Origin of the sequence: Nocardia sp. CA-107356 (genome assembly GCF_050946365.1) — a bacterium.
Taxonomy (GTDB): Bacteria; Actinomycetota; Actinomycetes; order Mycobacteriales; family Mycobacteriaceae; genus Nocardia.
The window spans coordinates 9960493-9983721 of record NZ_CP191992.1 but is presented as its reverse complement, the minus strand read 5'-3'; the positions used below and the strand labels follow the sequence as shown (position 1 = coordinate 9983721).

The 23229-nt window shown below is 67.0% G+C and carries 19 protein-coding genes; 11 read left to right on the top strand and 8 right to left on the bottom strand.

The window, feature by feature from the left end:
- Positions 1-54: 54 nt before the first annotated feature.
- Positions 55-759 (top strand): DUF1707 SHOCT-like domain-containing protein, encoded by a 705-nt coding sequence (locus tag ACQP1G_RS44835; protein ID WP_433196641.1) that lies wholly within the window; start codon positions 55-57, stop codon positions 757-759.
- Between the two features lie 8 nt (positions 760-767).
- On the opposite strand, the gene ACQP1G_RS44830 is transcribed toward ACQP1G_RS44835, so the two are convergent.
- Positions 768-1958 (bottom strand): helix-turn-helix domain-containing protein, encoded by a 1191-nt coding sequence (locus ACQP1G_RS44830; RefSeq protein ID WP_433196639.1) that lies wholly within the window; start codon positions 1956-1958, stop codon positions 768-770.
- 356 nt (positions 1959-2314) lie between these two features.
- On the opposite strand from ACQP1G_RS44830, the gene ACQP1G_RS44825 reads away from it, so the two are divergent.
- Together ACQP1G_RS44825 and ACQP1G_RS44820 are read left to right on the top strand one after the other, a co-directional pair.
- On the top strand, positions 2315-2734 hold the full coding sequence (locus ACQP1G_RS44825; RefSeq protein ID WP_433196637.1) for a hypothetical protein: 420 nt from the start codon (positions 2315-2317) through the stop codon (positions 2732-2734).
- Between the two features lie 189 nt (positions 2735-2923).
- Positions 2924-5344: a DUF2339 domain-containing protein gene (locus ACQP1G_RS44820; protein ID WP_433196635.1), complete on the top strand. Its 2421-nt coding sequence runs from the start codon at positions 2924-2926 to the stop codon at positions 5342-5344.
- 83 nt (positions 5345-5427) lie between these two features.
- Here the strand turns inward: ACQP1G_RS44820 and ACQP1G_RS44815 are convergent, their stop codons facing one another.
- The 4 genes from ACQP1G_RS44815 to ACQP1G_RS44800 form a co-directional block, all read right to left on the bottom strand.
- Positions 5428-8280, bottom strand: coding sequence for an MMPL family transporter (locus ACQP1G_RS44815; RefSeq protein ID WP_433196633.1), 2853 nt, complete (start codon positions 8278-8280; stop codon positions 5428-5430).
- Positions 8280-8996: an NYN domain-containing protein gene (locus tag ACQP1G_RS44810; protein WP_433209398.1), complete on the bottom strand. Its 717-nt coding sequence runs from the start codon at positions 8994-8996 to the stop codon at positions 8280-8282. Before ACQP1G_RS44810 ends, ACQP1G_RS44815 begins: the two co-directional genes overlap by 1 nt.
- Positions 8996-9805: a tRNA (guanosine(46)-N7)-methyltransferase TrmB gene (gene trmB / locus ACQP1G_RS44805; protein ID WP_433196631.1), complete on the bottom strand. Its 810-nt coding sequence runs from the start codon at positions 9803-9805 to the stop codon at positions 8996-8998. The genes ACQP1G_RS44810 and trmB overlap by 1 nt, the downstream gene beginning before the upstream one ends.
- 106 nt (positions 9806-9911) lie before the next feature.
- Complete coding sequence (locus ACQP1G_RS44800; protein ID WP_433196629.1) at positions 9912-11252, bottom strand: lipase family protein; 1341 nt, start codon at positions 11250-11252, stop codon at positions 9912-9914.
- A gap of 232 nt (positions 11253-11484) precedes the next feature.
- Between ACQP1G_RS44800 and ACQP1G_RS44795 the strand changes: the two genes are divergently transcribed.
- The 4 genes from ACQP1G_RS44795 (at position 11485) to ACQP1G_RS44780 (ending at position 17362) form a co-directional block, all read left to right on the top strand.
- The gene (locus tag ACQP1G_RS44795; protein WP_433196627.1) at positions 11485-12267 is read left to right on the top strand and encodes an SDR family oxidoreductase; all 783 of its coding nucleotides are present in this window, start codon (positions 11485-11487) and stop codon (positions 12265-12267) included.
- A 147-nt stretch (positions 12268-12414) separates the two neighbouring features.
- A complete protein-coding gene (locus tag ACQP1G_RS44790) occupies positions 12415-13548 on the top strand; it encodes a hypothetical protein (protein ID WP_433196625.1) in 1134 nt (377 codons plus the stop codon).
- A gap of 88 nt (positions 13549-13636) precedes the next feature.
- Positions 13637-15256 carry a hypothetical protein gene (locus ACQP1G_RS44785; protein ID WP_433196623.1) on the top strand — a complete coding sequence of 540 codons (1620 nt, stop codon included), beginning with the start codon at positions 13637-13639 and terminating at the stop codon, positions 15254-15256.
- Between the two features lie 273 nt (positions 15257-15529).
- Entirely contained in the window at positions 15530-17362 is a 1833-nt protein-coding gene (locus tag ACQP1G_RS44780) for a phosphoenolpyruvate carboxykinase (GTP) (RefSeq protein ID WP_433196621.1), read from the top strand.
- 70 nt (positions 17363-17432) lie between these two features.
- Here ACQP1G_RS44780 and ACQP1G_RS44775 read toward each other — a convergent pair whose 3' ends face one another.
- Together ACQP1G_RS44775 and ACQP1G_RS44770 are read right to left on the bottom strand one after the other, a co-directional pair.
- Positions 17433-18227 (bottom strand): HD domain-containing protein, encoded by a 795-nt coding sequence (locus ACQP1G_RS44775; RefSeq protein WP_433196619.1) that lies wholly within the window; start codon positions 18225-18227, stop codon positions 17433-17435.
- Between the two features lie 65 nt (positions 18228-18292).
- The gene (locus ACQP1G_RS44770) at positions 18293-19132 is read right to left on the bottom strand and encodes an NAD(P)H-binding protein (RefSeq protein WP_433196617.1); all 840 of its coding nucleotides are present in this window, start codon (positions 19130-19132) and stop codon (positions 18293-18295) included.
- Positions 19133-19195: 63 nt separating this feature from the next.
- On the opposite strand from ACQP1G_RS44770, the gene ACQP1G_RS44765 reads away from it, so the two are divergent.
- The 3 genes from ACQP1G_RS44765 to ACQP1G_RS44755 all read left to right on the top strand — a co-directional run bounded on the left by ACQP1G_RS44765 (position 19196) and on the right by ACQP1G_RS44755 (position 21271).
- Positions 19196-19594, top strand: a complete 399-nt coding sequence (locus tag ACQP1G_RS44765; protein WP_433196615.1) for a winged helix-turn-helix transcriptional regulator — start codon at positions 19196-19198, stop codon at positions 19592-19594.
- Positions 19595-19787: 193 nt separating this feature from the next.
- On the top strand, positions 19788-20738 hold the full coding sequence (locus tag ACQP1G_RS44760) for a GlxA family transcriptional regulator (RefSeq protein WP_433196613.1): 951 nt from the start codon (positions 19788-19790) through the stop codon (positions 20736-20738).
- A 311-nt stretch (positions 20739-21049) separates the two neighbouring features.
- A complete protein-coding gene (locus ACQP1G_RS44755; protein ID WP_433196611.1) occupies positions 21050-21271 on the top strand; it encodes a hypothetical protein in 222 nt (73 codons plus the stop codon).
- Here the strand turns inward: ACQP1G_RS44755 and ACQP1G_RS44750 are convergent, their stop codons facing one another.
- Positions 21272-22717, bottom strand: a complete 1446-nt coding sequence (locus ACQP1G_RS44750; RefSeq protein ID WP_433196609.1) for an aldehyde dehydrogenase — start codon at positions 22715-22717, stop codon at positions 21272-21274. It abuts the gene before it with no gap.
- Between the two features lie 208 nt (positions 22718-22925).
- Between ACQP1G_RS44750 and ACQP1G_RS44745 the strand changes: the two genes are divergently transcribed.
- Positions 22926-23225 (top strand): hypothetical protein, encoded by a 300-nt coding sequence (locus tag ACQP1G_RS44745; protein WP_433196607.1) that lies wholly within the window; start codon positions 22926-22928, stop codon positions 23223-23225.
- Positions 23226-23229 lie beyond the last annotated feature (4 nt).

The window sequence follows — 23229 nt, the reverse complement described above, 5'->3', positions numbered from 1 at the left end:
AATCGGGGATTGCCCTGATGCACGCAGCGCCCCGCGCTCGGTAATCTCGAATTCATGGGTGGCCCCGAATCGGTATCCAATGGCGTCGGCTCCGGTGACGTGGTCGGCGGCCGTGAACTACGCGTCTCCGACGCCGAACGCGAGCACGTCGGTCAGCTGCTGCAGCGGGCCGTCGGGCTCGGCATGCTCTCACTCGGGGAGTTCACCGAGCGGATGGATACCGCACTGGCCGCCAAAACCCGTGGTGAGCTCAACGCCGTACTGGTCGATCTGCCCGGTGTCCGGCTCATCGGTCAGCCGGCCGCACCGCCGTCGACATTCGTGAACGCCGCACCCGCCTTCGCGAAGCGGCCGATATCGCCGCCGCCGGCGGTCCCGTCACAAACCACACCGGGCAGTGTGATCCGCAGCCGCCTGTCCGGCGTCAACCGCCGCGGCCGATGGCAGGTCGCGCCATCGCTGCACCTGAACAACTGGCTATCCGGCGTCACCCTCGATTTTACCGAGGCGATCATGTCCACCCAGGTCGTCGAGGTGAACGTCGACGACTATCTCAGCTCGCTCACCCTGATCGTCCCCGCCGAGGCCACCGTCGATCTCAACGGCGTCGATCTGATCGGCTCGAGCGTCAACAACAAGGTCCGCACCGGCCCACCCTTCGGCCCGCTGCATCTGGTCGTACAGGGCCGGATCCGCTTCGGCTCGGTGACCGCCAAACACTCCCTGCGTGCTCAGTGGCGCAAGTTGATGGGCAGCTGATTCTCGGTCTAGTCGTTGACGCCGATCCGGCGGGCGAAGGCGCGCAGCGGGACTCGGCGGTCATGGTCGAGCAGTTCGGAGACGATATGCCTCGGCAGGGACTGGTATTTGATCCAGTCGGCGCCGCCGACGCGTTCGGCGTTGAGTAGTGCGTCGAGTGCGCGTTCGTGCTGGCCGGTTCGGGTCCAAGCGACGGCGGTGTCGGTGAGGTGCCGGGCCCGGGAGGCCTGCGGGAGACCACAATTTGCGGGCATATCCCTGGCGGCGGCCAGCGCCTCCGGATAGCGTTCGGAGCTCACGTTGACATCGACGGTCTGCATGACGACTTGTGAAGGGCCGAAATAGGTTTCGTAGTCGTGCCGATCGGTGCCGATGCGCAGTGCGACCTCACCGGCCGCTTGGACCAGCGACAGCGCCTCGGGAACGTCCTGCGATCGGCCCGCCGCGGTCGCGCCCTGCAACACCAGTGACCCGTATGCGGACAGATGCGCCGGTGTTTCGTCGCCCTCGGGTTCCAGGCTCGCCGCCGCACGCAGCGCGACCTTGCGCGACTCCTCGTAGCGTCCCTGTACCAGCAATTGCCAGGCGACCGAGCCGCGGATAGTGGCCGCCAGCAGCGGGTCGTTGCCGAGCTCCGCCGCGGCCAGTGCCTGCCGGATGGCGAGGAATGCCGGATCGGTCTGGCCGAGATGGACCAGTGTGCAGCCGGTGACCCAATACATCCGGGCGAGTAGTTCGTTCGCGGGTGCGACCGTGCCGTTGCGGGCGGCGTGCACCGTTGCCCGCAGTTGGGTGAGCCCCGACGGCAGGATCGAGGTCAGCAGTTCGTAGCGGCCCGTCCAGTAGGCGCCCCAGGCGTAATCGACAGCGCGACTGCCCTCGTCGAGGCCGATCGCGTCCTCCGCGGGTATTTCGCCGAGCAGATCGTCGACCGGGGTCAGCGCGCGCCGGATCGCGACGATGCCCGCATCCGGATTACCGGAGGGAATGCCGTGCCGCTTACCCACCAGGTCGGAGATGTCGACATCCAGTGCGCGCGCGAGTTTTTGCAGACTGGCGATCGACGCGGTCTGGCGGCCCCCCTGTTCCAGTTTGCGCACCAGATCCACGCTGACACCGGCTTGGTCGGCGAGTTGGCGCTGGGTGAGCGCCTTTCCGCGGAAGAGTCGTATCCGCACACCGATCGACGAATCGTCCATGTAGCCAAGTCCTTTGTTACATCCTTGTTTCAGCGTACGACGTTAAGTGATTGCGCTCACCCGAAGTGGGACATTACGTACGACTCGTTCACGCTCAGTTGGAATACCGTTGCCTTTCTGCAACTTTGAGAATGCAAAGGGCGGCGGCAATGATCACCATGCCGAATACCACCGTGCGAGCTCCCCGCGCCGATCGCGCGTTCGAGCCGGGTGCACACACCAATCGATCCACGCGCCACACCCAGCGCGTACGCGAACAGCACGGCCCGCTACGCGTGGGGGGCCACCGGTTATGCGGCGGAGGTGAGGGGTAGGCCATGTTCGAGCGCTGTCACTCGCCCCATGAGGTCGCACATATGCTGCGACATCGGTACGGGTTGCCGGTCCAACTGCTGGCCGGTCGCCCGATGATCACCACCGGCTCCATCCTCGGCGCCCTTGTGATGCCACCGGACCTGGGCCGCAAGGTCCTGGCCAGCCTTGATCGGAACTACGCGGCCCCCGTGGTCGCCGATCCCGGCGAGCGGACCTGGACCTTCCTCGTCGCACCCCCTGGCCCGTCGAGCCCCGTCGATATCAGCGTGCGTCGCTGTTTGGCCGGACACCACGTGACCGTCGTCCCCGGCGGCCGCCACGTCCTGCTGCCCACCACCGACTCCCAGCTCGGCTGGCACTGGGCGGGCGAACCGGCCCCCGGCGTCCTGCGTATGCCACCACGCTCCGCGGTGATCAGCGCAGTCCACCAGGTCACAACCATGCGTGCGCCGAGCAGATGATCGCTCGTCGCGACTGATCCCCGCTCTCGGCCCGGGGCGGGGATCAGTCGCGCGATAGGTGCCGTTCGATTCGGCTCGGAGTACCACGCGGGACCGGGTGGGTGTGCCGGGAAATTCGGGTAGATCTCGGGTGGCGGGTGTGGGTTTCTACTCATGTTTCCGAGTGGGGCGGAAATCAGCATTGGGGATATGACTACGTCTATCGATCCCGCGCTGATTTCGCGGTTGTCACGGGAGTTCACTGCGTTGGGAACGCATATGGGCGCCCTCGGTCGAGACCTGGACTTGCTGCGCATTCAGGTCGCGGCGAGTTCGGTTGCGGCATCCGGTGTTTCGACGAACGCGACGGATGCGCGAAATGTCGTGGATTCGCCGCTCGGATCGGGTGCGTCTCCCGGAGTGCCTGCTGCGGCAGCGCTCTCGGAGCCCGATGCCGGGTCCGGAGCCGCAGGGACGGCTGGTAGCCCGAAGCCGGAATCGCCAGGCGCTCCCAAAGGCCCTCTGGCCGAGCCGATGTCCGGCGCTACGCCTGCCGTAGGAGTCGTCCCCGGTACTCCTGCGGTGGGTGCGGTCCCGGGTGTTCCCGACGTTTCCGTGCCGACGCCACCAGCGGAGCCCGGTATCGAGGCAGTGGCGACAGGTAGCCGGACACAGCGGCCGGAGCCGGTGCCGCCGGGAGCGGGTGCGGTACCTGCGGTGGGCGCGGAGCCCTCCGCGGCGGCTCCTGTCATGGGAGCCGAACGGATTCCGGTGCCGCCAGCCGCGCCTTCCAGTTGGGCACAGCCCGCGCCTGCGTACGGGCCCGGCTATGTGCGGCCGGGCGCTGCTGCCATGTCCGGTTGGGCGGTGCCAGCTCCTCCCGGGATGGTGGGCGCTCCCGGTGGATATGGGCCGCCGATGGGTATGCCGCTGCGGCCGGGGGCGGCGGTTCCACCAGGAATGCGGCCGCCGCTGCGGGGTGGGGCGGCTACGCCGCGGACGCCCTGGTGGCAGCAGGAGGGGATGATCAGTCGGGTGCTGGCGGTGGCCGGGGTGGCGGTGACGCTGATCGGTGTCGTGATGCTGCTGGTGCTCGCGGCGCAGGCCGGGTTCTTCGGTCCGGTGCCGAGAGTTGTTGCCGGGGTGGCATTCTCGGTGGCATTGGTGGGCGCCGGGGCGCGGGTGTTCGGGCGAGCCGGTGGTCGGGTCGGCGGAATTGCCTTGGCCGCCACGGGTATTGCCGGCGCCTATCTGGATGTGGTCGCGGTGACGGCGATCTACGGGTGGCTGCATCCGGTGGTCGGGCTGACGGTCGCGTTGGCTGTCGCCGCGGGTGGGGTCGGGCTGGCGATGCGCTGGCAGTCGCAGCCGCTCGCGGTGCTGGTGGTTGCGGGTGCGGCGGTGTTGTCACCGTTCGTCACCTCGGAATTGGTGCTGCTCGCATTCCTGGTCGTACTGCAGTTGGCCTGCGTGCCGGTGCAATTGGCGCGCGACTGGCCGTTCCTGCATGTGGTGCGCACCGTGCCGGTGACGTTGGCGACCTTGGTCGCCATTGCGGTGGCCGCCGTCGGCGATCCGGTGCCGGGCCGGGTCCACTGGCTGCTCACCGCCGCGGTGGCGATCGCATCGATCGGGCTGGTCGGCGGTGTCCTGGTGGTGCGCAAGCGATCCGGGGACATTGTCGCCGCGCTGACCTTCACGCTGTCGGCGGTTCCGCTCTTGGCCGCGCCCGCGATGTTCGAGCGGCACTCGGCCGCGTGGGTCGCGGGAATCTATGCTGCGGTTCTGCTGACCGTGGCGGCATTGTCACTGGTGCCGAAGCTGCGTGAGCTGGTGCGGATTCCGGGTTCGATCGCACTCGTCGCCGCGATAGCCGGTTCGTTCGCGCTGCTCGAAGCATGCGTCGGAGTCACGCGGGTGTCGACCCTGCCGATCGCGCTGTTCCTGGTTGCGCTGTGCTTCCTCGGGGTGGCAGGTCAACAACGCTCGCGCGTCACCGCCGCCTTCGGCGCCGCCTACACGGTGCTGGGCATGATGGTGTATTTCGCCACGGTGACGCCGGAAGCGCTTGCGGTACAACGGATCGCGCAGGAGCGGATGGACATCGCGACCGCGTTCGGCGCAGCACTCGCACTGGCCGTGATCGCCGCGGCGGTCTGGTGCGCCCGCAGGCTCCCCGGCATGACCAGGGGCGGAAGCGATGAATCGACGCTGTTCGTCGTCGCGAGCATCGCTGGCCTGTATGCCGTAACCGCGGCGACGGTTTCGATCGGCATCGCAACCGGTGCCGCCGACGGTTTCATCATCGGCCACAGCGCCGCCACCATCATCTGGATGGCCGCGGCCACCGCCGCCCTGCTTTTCGGCCTGCGCAAACTGTCCCGCTCGGCCGCCGTCGCGAAACTCGCCCTCGGCTCCGGTCTCCTCGTCACGGCAGCGGCATTGGCCAAACTGTTCCTCTTCGACCTCGCCACCCTCGACGGCCTCGTCCGAGTAGCCGCCTTCCTGGTGGTCGGCGTCCTGCTCCTGCTCGCAGGTACCCGCTACGCCCGAGCCTTCGCCGAAGCCGGTGCCACGAACCGGAATTCAGCGGACGTCCCAGCCAACGGACACCCACCGCACGACTCCTGATCCGCACCTTCTCGCGGGCGGCTGCGCGGTCCGGGCCACCAGCCGCCGGCGGCAGGAGTGAATGGCGCGGGCCCGCGTCGGCGTTACTCGCGATCCCTGCGACGCAGCAGTTCGTTGACGCTCACGGTCCGGCCATCGCCGCTGTGGTGGCGGCCTTCATCGGATTTGCCGATGCTGCGGCGGTTGGAGCGCAATTCGGCCATCCAGTTCTCGATACTGCTCCGGTTCTGGTCCGGGGCTTCGGCGTTCGATTGCGGGGTGGCGGGTTGTTCGGGTGCGGGGTGGTGGGGCGTGTGGTCCGATGACGCCGTTTGCGGCGGTGCATACTGGGCGGGCGGCGGAGGCGGCACCGGCGTAGGCGTCGGGGGGATCGGCCGCGTCGGCTCGGACGCTCCCGGAATCCTCGGCAGCGGCCGCGGCCGGATGGCGGGGTCGGCCACCGGACGCACGGGCGGCGGCGCGGACTGTGCGGGTGGAACAGGCGGCATGGACTGCGCGGGCGGCGCCGGTTGCACGGTTGGTACCGGAGGAGTCGCCCGGGGCCGTGTCGGATCATGCGGTGCGACAACCGGCCGCGGCGGCACCGGCGGGTCGGCCGGGATCTTGGCCATATGCTGCGTCGGTGCGTCGGCCTCGATCTCCTCGATCGTGCGCGGACGGCGTGGGCTCCGCGCCCGGTGCACGGCGGTATCGGTGAGTGCGGGCATCTGCATGGTGACCGGGTCGGTGATCGGCGTGGTCTTGACCAGGTCGACGACCTCACCGCCACCGGGCCGCTCATCGTCGAGAATCGGCTCGCCGAGCCCGACCTTCTGCTGCACCTTCTTCATCCACCCAGGCGCCCACCAGCAGTCGTCGCCGAGCAGCTTCATGGTGGCCGGGACCAGCAGCATGCGCAGGATGGTGGCGTCGATGAACAATGCCGCGATCATGCCGTAGGCCAGGTACTGCATCATCACCAGATCGGAGAACGCGAACGCGCCGGTGACCACGAGCAGAATGAGCGCGGCCGCGGTGATGATCCGTCCGGTCTGCGCGGTACCGATGCGCACCGCTTCGGTGGTCGATGCCCCCTGCGTGCGCGCCTCGACCATGCGTGACAAGAGGAATACCTCATAGTCGGTCGACAGACCGTAGATGACCGCGATGATCAGCACCAGCACCGGCGACATGATCGGCTGCGGGGTGAAGTTCAGCAGGCTCGCACCGTGCCCGTCGACGAAGATCCACGTCAAAATGCCCAGCGTGGAACCCAATCCGAGCGCGCTCATCAGCGCGGCCTTGATCGGCAGCACCAGTGAGCCGAAGGTGAGGAACATCAGCAGCGTGGTCACGAACAGGACCAGCGCGATCATCCACGGCATCCGGTGCAGCAGCGCGTCGATGCTGTCCTTCTGGATCACGGGCTGGCCGCCGACATACATAGTGACGTCGTCGGGCACTTGCAGCGACCGCAGATAGTCGATGGTCGGATCCGCGTTTTCGGAGTCCTCCAGCGTCGCGCCGGTCTTGTAGACGTTCGGGTCGGTGGTGGAGCGTGACGGCACATCGAATGTGCCGTTGAGCCCGGGCGCCTGCTTGGCGGCGGCCCACACCTTGCCGACGTCATTGCTGTTATCGGAGACGAAGACCAGTTGAATCGGATCGGATTTGCGTAGCGGGAAGATCGAGTCGAACTTCGCCTGCGCGAGCCGAGTCGCGTTGTCCGGTGGCAGATACCGCTCGTTGATACCGCCGAACGCCAGGTTCTTGACCGGAATGATCAACAGCAGCAACAGGATGCAGATCGGGATCGCGATCTTGAGCGGATGCTGCATCACCCAGCGGGTCGATTTGCCCCAGAAGCCGTTCTCGACGTCTTCGGCGGTCTTGGTCTTGCGGAATCGCTTGAGTCCGAGCAAATCCACCCGCGGCCCGAGGATGCTCAACATCGCGGGCAGGATGGTGATGGCGGTCAGCGCGGCCAGCGAGACGGTCGCGATGGAGCCGTAGGCGATCGACTTGAGGAAGCCCTGCGGAAACAGCAGCATGCCGCCGAGGCTGGCGATGATCATGGTCGCGGAGAACACAACGGTGCGCCCCGCGGTCATCACCGAACGGCGCACAGCCGCGCGTGTGTTGTAGCCCTCGGCGAGTTCCTCGCGGAACCGGCTCACGATGAACAGGCCGTAGTCGATGGCCAGACCGAGACCGATCATCGAAACGACCGGCGAGACAAACGAGTTGACCTCGGTGAACTCGGTGGCGAACCGCACGATGCCCCAGGCGCCGATCACCGTGAGACCACCGACGATCAGCGGCAGCGCCGCCGCGACCACACCGCCGAAGATGAAGAACAGCAGCACCGCGACCGCGGGGATGGCCAGGATCTCCATCCGCTTCTGGTCGGCGGCCATGGTGTCGTTGAGCGTGCCCGCGACCGCTTGCAGACCCGCGACCTGCACATCGACGCCCGGAATGGCGAAGGCGTCCTTCGCTTTCCGGAAGTTGCGCACCATATCGGTGTCGTTATCGCCCTTGATGGCGATCGAGGCGAAGGTGTACTTCTTATCCTTCGAACCGAATATCAACGGTGACGCCGGACCGGTTTCGGTCTGCCAGTAGGCGCCGTTGACCTTGGTGATCTCGTCGGGGTGGTTCTTCGGCAGGCTGTTGAGGCTGTCGACGATCTTCTGCCGGAATGCGGGATCATCGATCGTCTTACCGTCCGGCGCGGTGTACAGGACGATGACATCGCTGGTGTGATCACGCCCGAACGCCTCGTCGGACAACTTCGCCGCGCTGGCCGACTGCGACGTGGGGTCATCCCACCCGCTGGAGCTGAGATGGTCTTCCAGGCCGAGGCCGTAACCGCCCAGTGCCAAGAGTGCGGCCGCGACAATGCCGATGACGGCGAAGCGCAGCCGATAGACCAGATCGCCCCAGCGTGTGAACACTAAGCGACTCCTTGAGCAGGGCGAGAGGTGAGCAGCGCCGACAGCGGCCGGAACGGCTGCAGCCAAGCACCCTCGTCGGGCAGCGAGTCGAGGCTGACCCTGGGCAGCGGTTCACGGAACACGCCCGGGATGTCCTCGAGGTCGATGAATTCGAGGGTATCGGATGTGACGGCCCAACTCGCATGCTCACGGAAGCCGAGTATCTGAACAGGGATTCCGTTGGCGGCCAGTTGTTCGAGTGGTTCGCGGAACGCCTGGCCGTCGGCGGAGGCGACCATGATGCCCGCCAGTCCGGCGCCGCGACTGCGTAGCTCGATGTGCGCGAGCATATCCGCGTCGACATCGGAGTCCTCATCGATTTTGGGCTTGGCGAAGACCGCGTAGCCGACATTGCGCAGCGCCTCCACCCACGGCCGCACCACATCCGCGGTGCCCGGCGCGATATTGGTGAAGACGGTGGCTTCCGGCTCGACCCTGGTCACGCTGCCCACCGATAGTTCGGCGGTGCGCGCGAGCAGCCAGCGGCCCAGTGCGTCGAAGCGTGGACGATAGGCGGCGGTCGGCCGGCCGCCGAGGATGGCGCCGAGTCCCATATCGAGGTTCGGGGCGTCCCAGACCAGCAGCACCCGGCGTACATCGGGCGCCGCGGCGCCGATCACCTCGGTTCCGGTTCCTTGCACCTCCCCGGCAACATCCACGACATCGCTGACACTCATCATCCGATCTTCCCCCATATGAACTCGTTGATGGCGCTTCCAGCGCGATGTGCCTTGCCTTCGAATTTGGTGACCGGCCTTTCGAAGCCGATCGGCGCGCTGTCGCGATGCTCCGCGCTGACTCCGCCTGTGGTTTCGTTCAAGCCGATGAGCTGGGGTTCAGCCGCACCCACCGCGGCGATGAACTCCGCGTAGTCGGCATGGTCGGTCGCGATATGCAATACGCCACCCGGCCGTAGGCGATTGGCGATCAATGCCACCGTCGTGGGTTGCAGCAGCCGTCGCTTGTGGTGCCTCGCCTTCGGCCACGGATCGGGGAAGAAGACTCGGACGCCTGCGAGCGACTGCTCAGCAATCATGTTTTCCAGGACGTCGACGGCGTCACCGCGCAGCAGGCGGATGTTGTCGATGTTCTCCCGCTCGATGCGCTGCACCAATTGGGCAAGGCCGGGCTGGTAGACCTCGATGCCGATCAGGTTCAGATGGCGTTCGGCCTGTGCCATCGCGGCGGTGGCGGTGCCTGTGCCACAACCGATCTCGATGACGAGCGGGGCCTCGCGGCCGAACCAGGCTGCGGCGTCCAATGGTTCATCGGCCACGTCGCGGCCGATGCGCGGCCAGGTGCGATCCCAGGATTGCTGCTGGGTCGCGGTCAGTGCGCCCCGGCGCGAGCGGAAGCTCGTTACTCGGGGGTACAGGCGTGAGCCCGAGCCCTTTCGGGATCCACCGTCCGCCGGAGCCGAAGCTGTGGACGGCGGTCCGGGAACTGACTCGGCAGTGTGGTTCGCGGCGTCGTTCACGTGCTCCATTGTCCAGCATCGGATGATCAGGGCAGCAATCGGCCGCTGTCGACTGCCCGAGGGGCGCTCGAAAAGGTCGGCCAGCGACCACGTGCGGCCATCTCACTCACCCCGGTCACGCGGCGCGTTCGCGGCGGATTCGCGTCGTCGGCGCGCTCTCCTGACGCAGCGGTTTGCCCAGCGCCACTTTCAGTGCGGTCCCGACCATCTCCAACAGCCCACGCACCCCGGCGGGTGAGGCGGCGACCGACCACACCGTGCTGTCGCTCTGGTCACGCACCGGGTGTCCGGCGAGCCGATCGCTGAGCCAGTCCAGACTGATCGGGGTGGCCAGCGGCAACAGTGAGAAGTGTTCGCTGAGCCGATCACGCACATAGGTGACCTGCGCTCCGCCGCGCCGATACCGCTCGACCTGGCCGTCGACGCCGTCCACATGAATGATCTGGTCGTGTACCGGCTGCAGTACCAGCAGCGGGCAGGTCGGGGTGGAGTGGCCGAGCCGCAGATCGGCGAGCATGGCTTGCATATCGGGTGCGGCGAGCACCTCGTCGAGCGGCCGGGACAGATGGTGGCCGACATCTCTATTGATCAGGCCGAGTATCGCCGAGAACGGCGTCGCGCGTTCGGCGCGTTCGATCAGACGGTGTCCCTCGGCATCGCAGTCGCTGTCGAATACCGCGGCCAGCGCCGGATACAACCGGCGCAGCGCCGCGACCACGATCGCGGGCAGTCCGGCGTAATGCCCGCCGTTCAGTCGGGTGAAGACCTGACCAGGATCGCCGACCGGCGCGCCCAGCACCGCGCCGACGATATCGATTTCCGGCGCATAGGTCGGCGCCATCTCGACCAACCATGAACTGGCCATGCCGCCACCGGAATAACCCCACACCGCGACCCGGGTATCGGGCCGCAGACCGAGCGGGGCGAAGCGCAATGCCGCGCGGATCCCGTCGAGCCCGCGGTAGCCGGGCTCGCGTGGCGCGCCGAAATTCCCGTGCGGACCTTCGTGATCGGCGATGCTCACCGCCCAGCCTCGGCGCAGGGCATTGGCTACCAGCATCCATTCGAATTGGGTGACCGAGCCGAGCGCATGGGAACCGCGACGCAGCGCATAGGAGGGCGAACATCGTTCGGCGACCGCGTCCATGGCGGTCTGGAAGGCCAGCAGCGGGCGGTCCTCGTTCGGATCGGCGTCGAGCGGCAGGAGCACCGTGGTGATCGCCGCCTCCGGTGTGCCGTGCATATCGCAGCTGCGGTACAGCAGTTGCCATGCCGAGACCTGCTGCGACACAAGGCCGAACAGTGCGAGTTCGACGCGGCGGCTGCGCAGAATGGTGCCGGGTGGACGGGCCGCGAAACCCTTCGGCGGCCGCAGGAACGGATCAGTGCTGGGTAGCAGCGGTTTACCATCGCCGGACGCATCCGGCTCGACAGCACCGATGACATCGACAGCCACGGCAACCTCCTCATCGAGACCCGGCCCGGCGAAAACGTTCCGCCCGGTCGGCTTGCTACACGATAGCGGTGCCCCCGGGGCAAGTAACCGCCTCGCACCGTCGCACGCGCCGCATCGTCGAAAAGTGAAGCTGCACACCGACTATGGTGCCGACCATCACGTCAGATTAAGTGACCACGGCATCTGTGGGAACCCCGAGGTAGGGGGCTTGCCGTCGCACTAGACTGCGCGCATGAGTAGACCGACTGTGTTCATCACCGGTGCGGCGGCGGGTATCGGCCGGGCCACGGCCCTACTTTTCGCTGCACAGGGGTATCACGTCGGCGCGTACGACATCGATGAGGTGGGCTTGACCCGGCTCGCCGCCGATATCCACGCCACCGAGGGCAGCGTGCGTACCGGGGTGCTGGATGTGACGAACGACACCCACTGGACCGAACGTCTCGCGGAGTTCCACGGTGACGAGGACCGGCTCGACATCCTCGTCAACAACGCGGGCATCCTGCGTGCGGGTCCGTTCGAATCGATCGACCTCGCCACACACCAGGCGATTGTCGATGTCAATCTCGGCGGGGTGATCACCGGCACACACGCGGCGTTCGGTTATCTGCGAGATACGCCGGGGTCGCAGGTGGTGAATCTGTGCTCGGCATCGGCGATCTACGGTCAGCCCGAAATCGCCAGCTACGGCGCGACCAAATCGGCGGTCAAAAGCCTCACCGAGGCACTGGATCTGGAATGGGAAAAGCACGACATCCGGGTGATCGCGGTGTGGCCGCTGTTCGTGTCCACCGCCATGGTGGACGGCGTCGAGACGGCCGCGACCAAATCGCTCGGCGTGCACCTGACCGCCGCGGATGTCGCGAAGGGGATCTGGGACGTGACCCGCAAGCGCGGTCGGCTGCCGCGCGTGCACTATGAAATCGGCGCACAGGCAAAAGTACTGGCGACCGCCGCCAAATACGCGCCCAACTGGGCCGTGCGCACGGCGAACAAATACTTCAGCGGCAGCTGATGCTTTCGAGCGACCTGCATGCGGGCGCCAAGGTGCGCTCGTTTCGAGCTGACCCCTTCGAGCGACCTGCAAACAGTCGCTAGCGTCCGCACGGTACGTCGGCCCGACGTCTGCAAGAATTGCGCACCGAAAAGGGGGTGTGCAGCTTTGCCGACAGCCACCGAATCCGACGGGCCCCGGATCCGACCGGGCGGACCTGCGCGGGAACTCGACCAACTCGACCATCTGCTCGCCACGCTGCGCTCGGGTGCGGATCCGCGGATCGTGGGTCAGGTGGGGGCCGCCATCGCGCGGTGGCGTCGGCCGCCGCGCATTCAGGTGACCGGTCGCGCTCATACCGGCCGGACCACCGTGCTGCACGCGCTCGCGCTGATGTCGGCGGTGGAGACGGCACCGGTGGATGAGCCAGGGGTAGCCGATCCCGAACTCGACGCCGACATCATCGTCTACGTGCTCTCGGGTGCGCCGCAGCCAGCGGACCGGCGAATGCTCGCGGACCTGCCGCCGGAACGCACGGTCGCGGTGCTGAACAAGGCCGACGCGATCGGATCCCGGTGGGGCGATGCGGTGGCCGCCGCCGAGCAGGGCAGCGGTGGCCTCGGGACCATCACACTGCCGGTGGTCGCCTCGCTGGCCGTGCGCACCAGGGCCGGTGCGCTGACCGAGGCCGATATGGTCACGCTGCGCCGTCTCGCCGAAACCGCGGATTCCGCGCTGACGCTCTCGCCCGATCTGTTCGTCGCGGCCTCGGCCGGTCCCGATGTCGCCGAACGCGAAGAGCTGCTGCAGCGCTGGGATCTCTACGGCATCACCTGTGCACTCTCCGCACTGCGCCAGGACCCCGACCTCGGCCCGCACGCGCTGTTGCAGATCATGCACGCGGCCAGCGGTATCGATCCACTGCACCGCTTGCTGCACCGCCGCTACGAACAGGTCTCCGCACGGCGCGGCGGCGAACTCCTCGACGAACTGACTCGGCTGGCCGCGGCTGCCGTCCCGGTCGACGGCGCGAGCGCGCGGGACATGCTGGAGGACTACCTCTTCGGCGACGACGCGCGCTGGCTCGGCCTCTGCGCGGGCCTGGCGTATCCGGAAGTCGCCCACCTGGCCGCCGGATATCGCTCGCCCGCACCGGCCGATGCCGACGACGCCCTGGCCCGCGCCGCCCGCTGGCGCGCCGTCGTCTCCAGCGATATGTCACCCGCCGCCCGCCGCGCTGCCCTCCGTGTCCACAACGGCTACATCCGCCTATGGGAACGGATGAGCAGTGCCGGACTCTGAACAACCGCAGGCGAGCCCGGATGGGCCTGCTGTGTCGAGGAATGACGCGTCTGCGCTCGGCGGGTCGACATCGGCTCCGAGCGGCTCCGTGCGTTCGTCGGATGGTACTGCTTCCGGCGCTCCGGCCGCGCCTGCGAGCACGTCCGGGGTCGGCCGGAATGGACCGGTAGCGGCACCGGCTCAGAGGGAAGCCGCCGAGGGCGGGTCTGTTCCTGAGCAGCCGCCGCTGACTCTCGAGGTCGAGGCGGTCGTCGCGCGGTGGAATCCGCAGGGGACGGCGCTGTTGCGGGCGGTGCGGGGGACCGGGGTGGCGTCGGCGGTCACCTTGATCGGGCCCGACGATGCGAATACCAGCTTGCTGCGCACCGAGTTGGCTCGGTTCGAGCCGCGGATTCCGCTGTCCGATCCGGTGCCCGATGCCGGCGCGGCCGTTGAAACCACGTCGCCTTCGGGCACCGCGCCATCGGCGGTCGCGCTCATCCTGTTGGACGCCGGTAGCGCCCTCGGCGCGGATACGCTGCATCTGGTGGATCGCCTGCGGGCCGACGGCACGCGAATCCTGCTCGCCATGAACGGTATTCACGCCTACCAGGACTGGCGTGCGGTGCATGCGCACAACCTCGAGCTGCTCGCCGCGCAGGGCGTCGACGATCTGGAGGTCGTGCCGGTGTCGGCGCGGCTCGCGGTGGCGGGTCGCGCGGCGGGGGATGCGAGCCTGCTAGATCGCTCCGGACTCGGCGCGCTGCACGCGGAACTGGCCGCCGCGACGGCGGGTGCCGAATCCGACGACCGGGTCGCCGCCGTGACCGCACGGGTGCTGGCCGATACCCGCAGGCGGGTCGCGGAACAGGTCGCGGTGCTGCGCTCGGGCGCGGCACCGATCCAGTGGCGCGAGGAACGTGCCGTCCTGCTCGCCGGGCGCGACGGCGGCCGGGCCAGCGCCATGTCCACCCTGCGCAGCCAGCTCCACCTGGCCAGGGTCGATCTGATGACCGATGTCGGGGCCAGGGTGCGTGCACTGCACACCGCCGCCCGCGGCGAACTCGATCGGCTGCGCCGGTCCGAATTCGGTGAGTATCCCGAACGCCTGCAGCGGGCGGTCAACGAGCTGACCGACGCGGTGGACACAACCATCGACCAGCGCCTGTCCCAGCTCACCGACCGGCTCGGCGCGGCACCGGAACAAGACCGCGTCCTGCCACCGCGCTGGCGCGCTGGCGCACCCCGCGTCGGGCCGGATCCGGAGCCGAGGCACCGGGGTGTCGAAGATCACCTCATGATCGCGCTCGGCGCCTCCGCCGGGGTCGGCATCGGCCGCCTCCTGGTCGCCCCGTTCTCGCTCGTGCAGGCGCTGGATTTCGCGACCGTGCCAGTGACACTGCTGCTAGGCGCGGGTGCGGCGGCCTGGGTGGTGCGTGCGCGCGGTCAGGTGGCCGACCGCGCCCACCTGCGTCAATGGGTCTCCGACGCGCTGGTCAATGTGAAGGCCCAGTTGGAGCAGCACGTCGCCACCGCATTGGTGGAATCGGAGACCGCGCTATCGGATCGAGTCATGCGCGCGAGCACCGAGCGAATCGTCGAAATCGACCGTCAGGTGGCCGAATTGGAGGCCAGACTGCGCCGGGCCGCGGCCGAGCAACCGGGGCAGCTTGCGGCCTGCGAACGCGATATCGCCATCCTCGATCGGCATCGAACATCTTTTGATTAGGTAATTAGTGGGTACTCCAGGGGGAACCCGATTCCGTACTGGTCGTCACATCGCGTTAACCTCTAAGGCAGGAACCTGGGCGTCCGCTTCGTCCTTGTACGCGGTCCAGCCATGGCGCGCTTTCGACTGGTCGTAGCGGGTGCCTTCCCGCCAACGGTGGCACTCGGTGTGTTCGCGCTGGTCATGGGCCTTACCGTAGCGACTGCTCGCTGGTCGCTCGAAATGGTCAGCCTAGGCGGAACGCCGTGAACCGCCCATCTCAGGAGAGTTTTCATGACCTCAGCGACCATTCCTGGTCTTCGCGATTCCGACGGCAAGCAGCCGACCGAGCACAGCGAACTACTCGCCTGGGTACAGGACGTCGCAGAACTCACTCAGCCGGAGCGAGTGGTCTGGGCGGACGGTTCCGATGAAGAGTGGGATCGGCTGACCACCCAGCTCGTCGCGGCGGGCACCTTCAAGAGGCTCAACGAGGAGAAGAAGCCGAACTCCTTCCTTGCTCTCTCCGATCCCTCCGATGTGGCGCGTGTCGAATCCCGCACCTACATCTGTTCCAAGACCGAGGCCGACGCGGGCCCCACCAACAACTGGGTCGACCCCGCCGAGATGCGCGCCACCATGACCGAGCTGTACCGCGGCTCGATGAAGGGCCGCACCATGTACGTGGTGCCGTTCTGCATGGGCCCGCTCGGCGCCGAGGACCCCAAACTGGGCGTGGAGATCACCGACTCCGAATACGTCGTCGTGTCGATGCGCGTAATGACCCGGATGGGCACCGCCGCGCTGGAGAAGCTCGGCACCGATAAGCCGTTCGTCAAGGCGCTGCACTCGGTTGGCGCGCCGCTGGCCGATGGCCAGGCCGATGTGCCGTGGCCGTGCAACGACACCAAGTACATCACCCACTACCCCGAGGACCGCGAAATCTGGAGCTACGGCTCCGGCTACGGCGGCAACGCGCTGCTCGGCAAGAAGTGCTACTCACTGCGCATCGCCTCGGCCATGGCCCATGACGAGGGCTGGCTGGCCGAGCACATGCTGATCCTCAAGCTGATCTCGCCGGAGAACAAGGCGTACTACGTCGCCGCGGCCTTCCCGAGCGCCTGCGGTAAGACCAACCTCGCGATGATCCAGCCGACGGTTCCCGGCTGGCGTGCGGAGACCCTGGGCGATGACATCGCCTGGATGCGTTTCGGCAAGGACGGCCGCCTGTACGCGGTGAACCCGGAGTACGGGTTCTTCGGCGTCGCGCCGGGCACCAACCGCAGCTCCAACCCGAACGCCATGGCGACCGTCGAGGCGGGCAACACCGTCTACACCAACGTCGCGCTGACCGATGACGGCGATATCTGGTGGGAGGGCCTGGAGGGCGAGCACGATCACCTGATCGACTGGAAGGGCAACGACTGGTTCCTGCGGGAGACCGAAACGCTTGCCGCGCACCCGAACTCGCGCTACTGCACGCCGATGTCGCAGTGCCCGATCCTGGCCCCCGAATGGGACGACCCGCAGGGTGTGCCGATTTCGGCGATCCTGTTCGGCGGTCGCCGCAAGACCACGGTCCCGCTGGTGACCGAATCCTTCGACTGGCAGCACGGCGTTTTCATGGGCGCCACCCTGTCGTCCGAGCAGACCGCCGCGGCCGAGGGCAAGGTCGGTACCGTGCGTCGCGACCCGATGGCCATGCTGCCGTTCATGGGCTACCACGTCGGTGACTACCTGAACCACTGGATCAATGTCGGCAAGAATGCGGATGCGAACAAGCTGCCGAAGATCTTCTACGTCAACTGGTTCCGGCGCGGCGGCGACGGCCGCTTCCTGTGGCCCGGATTCGGTGAGAACTCCCGCGTGCTGGAGTGGATCATCGGCCGCATCGAAGGTTCGGCGCAGGCCGAGTCGACCGCGATCGGCCACGTGCCCACCGCCGCACAGTTGGACCTCGAAGGTCTGAAGGTCGAACCCGCCGATGTCGACGAGGCGCTGGCCGTCGACGCCGACGAGTGGCGCAAGGAAATCCCGCTCATCGAGGAGTGGTTCGAATTCGTCGGTGACAAGCTGCCCTCCGGCGTGCGCGACGAGTTCGAAGCGCTGAAGGAGCGCCTGGGCTGATCTCGCCCCGAAACTAGTTCGCCCGCACCGTCTTCGGAGATGGTGCGGGCGAATTCGTTTATCCGAGACGCTATTCGGAGTAAGGGGCCATCCGGACGAGTTGCAGAAAGCCGACACTGTTCAGCAGGGCGGCGCGGCCCTTCGGCACCGCATCGGCCTCGGCCTTGAACGCCGCGATCAGATGCCGCTTGGCCTCGTGACGCGGATGCCGTTGCAATAGTTGCGCGACCCAATCCGGGTCCAGTTCCGGGAAGCGCGCCCCGATCACATCCACCGAAGCGCCGGCCGATACGAACCCGCCGGGATCGCTCAGATCATTGGCAACGCCAGGGGTGATGTGCGCGGCGATCGCGGCCCCGATCGCCTGTGCGCGTTCGGGTTCCGCGCCTTCGCGTACCGCGAACGCTGCCGCCCGCTCGCCCCCCGCCACCGCGAAACATCTACCCGGAGTGGGGCTTTCGAGCTGGAGATCATGCAGCAGGCAGGCGACGTAAACCAGTTCGTCGTCGTAGCGAACACCGTCGATTTCGGCGAGCACCCGCCCGAAGAAATAGGTGCGATACGAATGCTCGAGCATATGAATCGAAAGCGATTCGCGGGCTTCGGTTTCCGCCGATTTGGCGAGTTTCGAATCGGGCACCCGCAGCCCCGCGAATTCCAGACGCCCGGTGCCGCTTCGCCCGAGCACCCGTTTGAGCTGGGTGCCACCCACGCTCGGCACCATCCGTGCGAGCTCGACCGCGAGCTGTCGATGCTGTCCCCCGGACAGGATGCCGCCGGTCCGCGTCGCCCATTCCCAATCGATGCCCGTCGGCGCACCCACGTCGGTCTCCTTCTCCTCGAACTGCTCTCGCCGTCCAGTCAAGCCCCGAAGCCGTGTTCCAACGAGTGGCGGGCATGCCAGTAATGCTCGGATTCCCGCCAATCCGCTCAGCGGAAGTCGGGTGCGTGGTCTTGCGCCCACTGCGCGAACGTGTGCGCGGGTTGTCCGGTGATCTCCTCGACAACCGTCGACACCTGCGGTGATGTGGTGATTCCGGCCTCCCATCCGGCTAGGACGGCATCGATGCCGATCTGCGGCATCGTCCTGCCCATTTCCACCCGCGCCTGTTCGACCGGGATCACCTCGAAGGTGATCTCGCGGCCGATGGCCGCACCGATGCGCTGAACCTGCTTGCGCAAGGTCAGTGCTTCGGGGCCCCATACGGGGTAGGCGCGGCCCTGGTGGCCCGGCTCGGTCAGCGCGGTCACCGCGAGTGCGGCCAAGTCTTTCTCGTGGATGGGTGCGGTCCGGGCGTCGGCATACGGCACCCGGACGCGGCCCTCGTCGCGGATGGACCGCTGCCACCACCACAGTGCGTTCGTGGCGAACATGCCGGGGCGGATGAAGGTCCACGTCAGCTCGGACTTCTCGATGGCGGATTCGACGACGGTATGCATCCGGGCGATCGGGCTGCTCTCCGGATCGGCTTGCAGGACGGCTCCGGACGACAGGAGAACCACGTGCTGTACTCCGGCGGACTCGGCCGCCGCGACGAAGCCGTCGATCCCGTCAGGGATGGCGTAGAGAAATACGCGCTGCGCGCCTTCGAGTGCGGCGGGCAGCGTTTCGGCGCGTTCCAGATCGGCCACCACGACCTCCGCACCCCGTGGGAACCCCGCCGCGTCGGGTTCTCTGCTCGTCAGACGGACGTGTTCACCCCTCGTACTCAGGCCGACCGCGACATGGCGACCGACATTGCCTCTGGCTCCGAAAACAACTGTGACCATGGCGGCAGCGTATGCCGCATGGCTTTCTTACAGTAAGGACATACCTTTGGGTAAGCTCCGGATATGGTGGTACGTTCGCAGGTCCAGCCCCCCGCCTGGCAGGGGATAAGTGACGCATTCAACAGTGAGTGCCCCGCGCGTGAGGTGCTCGACCACATCACCAGCCGCTGGGGCATGCTGATCCTGACCGCGCTGGGCGGCGGTCCGCTGCGGTTCTCCGAATTGCACGGCATCATCGGCGGAATCAGCGAGAAGATGCTGTCGCAGACATTGCGCACGCTCGTGCGGGACGGGCTGATCGCGCGCACCGTGGAGCCATCGACACCGCCTCGGGTCAGCTACGAGCTCACCGCACTCGGCCAGGGACTCACCGAATCGCTGCATCTGTTCCTGGACTGGATTCGTCGGCATACCCCCGAGGTCATGGCCGCCCAGCACAGCCACGACCGGCAAAACCGATGACTTACGAATCGTCCTGCCCCTCAGTGCTATTGAACGGCGAAGCGCCAAGATCGGATGGCGCTTCCACCCCCCACTGACACTCCCGGCCTCGCATACCCAGTGAGCGCACACGTCCGTATGCGACCCAAACCATTTCGTCCGGCCGAGCGGCGGGAATTCCGGTGATGCTCGGATTCGTGCCAAACTGAGAAACGTGAAGCAGGTGGTCGCGCTGGCGCTGGGCGGGGTGATGGCCTACGACCTGGCGTGTGCGGTGCAGGCGTTCCGACATGGTCCGAGCAAAACCGGTGAGCCGGTGGGGTTCGAAATGCGGACGTGCGGGGTGCGGCCCGGTCCGGTGTGGACGCCGAACGGTTTCGAACTCAGGGTGGACGACGGACTCGAGGCGCTGGAGAGCGCCGATATCGTGGTGGTGCCGGGAATCGGACTGCCCACCTGGCAGCCGCCCGATCGGGTGCTGGATGCGCTGCGGGCCGCCGCCGCGCGCGGCGCGACGATGGTCAGCATCTGCACCGGCGCATTCATTTTGGCGCGGGCCGGGTTGCTGGACGGCCGCCCCGCCACCACACACTGGGCGTATTGCGACGAATTCGCTGAACTGTTCCCCGCGGTCAAGCTCGACCCCAGCGCGCTGTATGTGGACGACGGTGATGTGCTCACCTCCGCCGGTTTATCGGCCGGGATGGATCTGTGCCTACATATCGTGCGCCGTGAACTCGGCGCGGGCGCGGCGGCGGAGCTGGCCCGCTGGAATGTGACGCCGCCGCACCGCGAGGGCGGCCAGGCTCAATACATCCCGAATGCCTTGGGTAGCAATGACTTCCCCGGCACGTTGGCCGCGACCATGGCCTGGGCTGCCGCGAATCCGGCTCGCGCACAGGATGTTTCGGCGCTCGCCGGACATGCGCTGATGAGTGAGCGCACCTTCATCCGCCGGTTCAAGTCCGAGGTCGGCACCACGCCGCGGCGCTGGCTGGAGGCGCAGCGCACGGTGCGTGCCCGAGAATTGCTGGAGACCACCGAGCTGCCTGTCGAAGTCGTTGCGGCGCAGTCCGGGTTCGGCAGCGTTACGGCACTGCGGGTGCATCTGCGCGCGGCCACCGGAACGACGCCCGCCGGATATCGCCGGTCGCTGCGCCGCTAGCGGATCGTCGGCCGACAGGTAGTCGCGCGCACTCGGAGCCGCCGAGCGGGCAGTGTGCCAGATCCCCGGACCGTGGGCCGCGGGTGCGCTACCGTTGATTTGTCCGAGCGCCGCTTCAGGGTACGTGCCGAGTATGCGATGCCTACCCGGCAGGAGCCTGTGCTTTGCGTGTTCTCCGTCTCATACTCGACCAGTTCGATTGCCAAGTGTTAACTGCATGACTTATATCGACTGAACTACTTCCCTTTCGACTCGTGGCCCGCGTCTTCGCGGCCAACGATGACATCGACGCGCGAGAGGTGGTTGGAGTAATGACCGATCTGGATATCGGACCGTTGACGGTGCCCCAGGTAGCCGGGATCGAGTTGGCGACCGCGAGCACGCCGCTGCGGCGCGCCGCAGGCCGGTTGCAGGCGGTGCTGCCGCCGGGCTGGCGCGTCGAAATCGTCGATACGCCCGGTCCGCATGGCATCTCCAGCGAACCGGGTAAGGATCGTCAGCCCGTACTTCGGGTGGTCATGCCGGAGGAGTAACTACCCCGTCCATCCCAGCGGCATCAGCAGGGACTTCTGCTCGCAGAATGCGTCCAGCCCCTCTGGTCCGTTCTCCCGGCCGAGGCCGGAGGTCTTGTACCCGCCGAAGGGCGAGCTGGGATCGAACGCATACCAATTGATTGCATAGGTGCCGGTGCGCACCCGTGCCGCGATCTCCGCGCCGTGCTCGATATCGGTGGTCCAGACCGAACCGGCCAGGCCGTAGACGGAGTCGTTCGCGATGGCCACCGCCTCGTCCTCGGTCTCGTAGGGGATGACCGAGAGGACCGGGCCGAAAATCTCCTCCTGTGCGATCGTCGACTTGTTGTCGACATCGGCGAAGATGGTCGGCTCGACGAACCAGCCGCGATCCAGGTCCGCCGGGCGGCCGCCGCCGAGCACCAGCCGGGCGCCCTCTTCCTTGCCCTTGGCGATATAGCCCTCGACGCGTTCGCGCTGACGCTGCGAGATCAGTGGGCCGAAGGTCGTTGTCGGGTCGGTGGGATCGCCGGTCTTCAGCGTCTTCACGTGTTCGACCAGAGCGTCCAGGATTTCGTCGTAGCGGCTGCGCGGCGCGAGGATTCGCGTCTGTGCGACGCAGCCCTGGCCGCTGTTCATCAACCCGGAGAAGGCGAGCACCGGAATGTTGGCGGCGACATCCATATCGGGCAGCAGAATTGCCGCAGATTTGCCACCGAGTTCGAGTGACACGCTCTTGAGCTGACCGGTCGCAATGGCGCCGATCTTGCGGCCGACCGCCGTACTACCGGTGAAGGTGATCTTGTCGACGCCGGGATGCGAGACGAGATATTCGGCCGCGTCCGCTTCGGCCGGCAGGATCGACAGCACGCCCTCGGGCAGACCGGCCTCGGTGAAGATGTCGCCGATCTTGTTGGCGGTCAACGGGGTCAGCGGCGCTGGCTTGAGCACGATCGTGCATCCGGCGAGCAACGCGGGCGCGAGCTTATTGGCCGCGAGGAAAAGCGGCACATTCCAGGCGGTGATGGCCGCGACGACACCGCGCGGCTCCCGTGAGACCCGCGAGGTCCCGAACAGGCCGGTACGGGTTTCATTCCAGGGGAAGGACTTTGCCAGTCCGGCATACGAGTCGAGCGCGGCCACCGCCGGAATCTGGTTGAGCGTCATGGCGATCATCTGCGGTGCGCCCATCTCCGCGGTGAGCGTCGCGAGCAGATCGGCCGAACGCTCCTCGATCAGGCGCGCGGCGCGCGAGAGGACCTGGGCGCGCTCCTCGGGTGGGGTGGACGGCCACGGACCGTTGTCGAAGGCATGCCTCGCGGCGGCGACGGCGGCATCGACGTCGGCGCGACCCACCACCGGGACGCTGCCCACCGTCTCGACCGTCGCAGGTGAGATGACCTGGAGGCGCTCGGTGGAGGCTGGCGCGGTCCAGCGGCCGCCGATGAACAAGCTGTCGTAATGCATGAGAACACGTTACAGTTTTGTGGCCCGATTGTCTGTAACAGGTTTCAGTTTTTCGTCTGGACAGCATTCTGAACAGGGCGAATTCCAACCTGTCGGTTCGCTTTTCAGAGAACGCACTATTGCGTTCTGTTGCTGTAAGGGTCATGCTGTAGCGACTGATCAGCTCGCTCGATTCATGAACCGATTACGCAATTGGGGAGTCAGAGTCATGGCGGTGCAAGTGATCGGCCGGTCGCTGATGACCAGCGACCAGACCGAGCATCAAGCTAAAAGTGTGGGCGCAGGCGGGTGGGTCGTTTCCTTCCTGCCGGGCCGGACGCTGACCATCGAGCAGGCAACAGCCGCGATGCAGGCCGCCGAGGCCGTGGCGGCCGTCGGATTACTGGCCGATCAAGTCGGGCTGACCACTCTGGAGACCGTCGGCCTGGCGATTCAGGAATCACCTTGGGCGGCAACGGCCAACGCATGCGGGCGCAGAAGCTGGCGGCGGGGCTGGCTGGAGAAGTAGCCGC